The organism is Thermogutta sp. (genome assembly GCF_014359955.1).
Lineage (GTDB): Bacteria > Planctomycetota > Planctomycetia > Pirellulales > Thermoguttaceae > Thermogutta.
The window spans coordinates 1-2,050 of sequence record NZ_JACIYL010000776.1; the positions used below are offsets into that span (position 1 = coordinate 1).

The window sequence follows — 2,050 nt, forward strand, 5'->3', positions numbered from 1 at the left end:
CAGACGATTCGCGATCCCTGTCCCGAATGCCGCGGACGGGGGGTAGTCCGGGAAACGGTCACCCGGGAAGTTCGCATTCCGCCCGGGGTCGATGAAAACACGCGGTTGAGACTGGCCGGGGAGGGCGAGATCAGTCTGACCGGCGGTCCTCGGGGTGATTGCTACTGCGTGGTCAGGATCAAGGAGCATCCCATCTTTCGGCGTGAAGGGCCGAATCTCGTCTGCCGGGTGCCCATCAGTTACAGCCAGGCAGTGCTCGGCGCGACCATAGAAATCCCCACCCTGGAAGGGCACGACACCCTGACCATTCCCCCAGGGACCCAAAGCGGGGCCGTATTTGTGCTCGCTGGACGGGGATTGCCCACCCGGTCCAGGCGTCGTGGGGATCTCATTGTGGAGGTGTATATCGAGGTACCGAAGAAGGTCAGCCCCCAGTACGAACGCCTCATCCGTGAGCTAGCCGAGTTGGAACACACCGAGGTTTTGCCGGAGCGAAAGAGCTTTTTTGCAAAAATTAAGGAATACCTTGGCGGCCGCTCTTAGCGCTGGCACGGCAATTGCAGCCCTTGCGTGCAGGTGAGCCTTTGGGTGTCAGATTGGCCCTTTGGATATCCGACACCACAGAGGAGTTCCCGCCATGACCAGCAAGCACAGGCACGAGGAGCAAGAACGTCAGGAAGTTGAGGCGACCCAAACGGTCGCACAGAATACCGCCGAAGGGGAAAGCCCGTCGCCCGAAAACGAAAATCAACCAGAGGTGACTCAGAGGGAAAAGATGAGCAATTCCATGGAGAAACAGCCAGAAGTCGGCGCGAGTGGTTCGACGGCCGATCAGGAACAGGTCCCGGCCGGAGAGACCGTGCTGACTGCGGAAGATTATGAGAAGCAGATTGCGGCGCTGAAGCAGGAGGTGGAGGACTTCCGCAACCGCGCGATGCGCTGGCAGGCGGAGCTGGAGAACTATCAAAAGCGGATCGCGCGGCAACTCGCGGAGGAGCGGAAGTACGCGGCCATTGAACTCATCCGTGATCTGTTGCCGGTGTATGACAACCTCCAGCGCGCGGCACAATCGGCGGAGCAAAACCATGACGTCGGCCAGCTCCTGCAGGGTATTCGCATGATCCTCAAGCAATGGGAGGACGTGCTGGCCAAGCACGAGTGCCGGAAGATCGAGGCGCTACATCAACCGTTCGACCCCAACCTCCACCATGCCATCTCCAGGCAAGCGACGGGCGATGTGCCACCCAACACCGTCCTTTATGTCGCCCAGGAGGGGTTTGTGCTCCATGACCGCGTGGTCCGACCAAGCCAGGTGGTTGTGTCCATGGCCCTTCCCGGGCCAGGTGGGGAAGGGGCCAGTGAGCCGGTAGAACCGGGCACGGCCGAGGGACCCTCGAACAATCACCCGCCGGCGTGACGTCGTCCGGGGAGGCCTTCTGTGATCGACTCCCGGCTTGTTGGGTCGTCAGGGTCCCAGGCATGTTCGGCCGGAAGAAGATGAGACAATTCTCAGGCGTATACGTGTCGCTATCAAAACAGACAAGTCGCAAGAGACAATTTAGAACATCGGTCTTGTGCAGGGGAAGGAGTTGACGATGCCAACCTACGAATACGTGTGTGAGGCGTGTGAGCACACGTTTGAAGAGTTTCAATCGATTACGGCAGAACCGCTGCGGAAGTGCCCCGCATGCGGCAAGAATAAGCTCCGCCGAGTGATTGGCCCCGGGGGAGCCATTCTTTTCAAAGGATCGGGCTTCTACTGCACCGACTACAGGAGCGAATCCTACAAAAAGGCAGCCTCCCGCGATAATGGCAACGGTTCCAGTGACTCAGGATCCAGTAAGTCTTCCACAAGCAAAAGCGGGAGCAAGAGTGGAGAGTGAGGAAATTCACTCGCTCCGCGGGGAAGGTCCAGGCAGACAACCTGGAATTTTCACTGCACGAGCAGGCCGCCGCACACCGAGCGGTGGCTTTTTTATTGCGCCTGAACAGTTGGTGGCGTGCACGGCTCGTGATTGCCGACCCGTTAAAAACGGACGGACACGCATAT

The 2,050-nt window shown here is 59.2% G+C and carries 3 protein-coding genes; all 3 read left to right on the forward strand.

Annotation, left to right across the window (positions count from 1 at the left end; genetic code table 11):
* On the forward strand, nt 1-543 hold a 543-nt coding region (locus H5U08_RS16850), incomplete at its 5' end, for a DnaJ C-terminal domain-containing protein (protein WP_297035732.1).
* Nucleotides 544-637: 94 nt separating this feature from the next.
* Nucleotides 638-1,417 (forward strand): nucleotide exchange factor GrpE, encoded by a 780-nt coding sequence (locus H5U08_RS16855; RefSeq protein ID WP_297035735.1) that lies wholly within the window; start codon nt 638-640, stop codon nt 1,415-1,417.
* 178 nt (nt 1,418-1,595) lie between these two features.
* Nucleotides 1,596-1,883 (forward strand): zinc ribbon domain-containing protein, encoded by a 288-nt coding sequence (locus H5U08_RS16860; protein WP_297035738.1) that lies wholly within the window; start codon nt 1,596-1,598, stop codon nt 1,881-1,883.
* Nucleotides 1,884-2,050: the final 167 nt, after the last annotated feature.

Coding starts and splice junctions, on each gene's coding strand:
- H5U08_RS16855 (WP_297035735.1), top strand. CDS start 638: ATGACCAGCAAGCACAGGCACGAGGAGCAAGAACGTCAGGAAGTTGAG.
- H5U08_RS16860 (WP_297035738.1), top strand. CDS start 1,596: ATGCCAACCTACGAATACGTGTGTGAGGCGTGTGAGCACACGTTTGAA.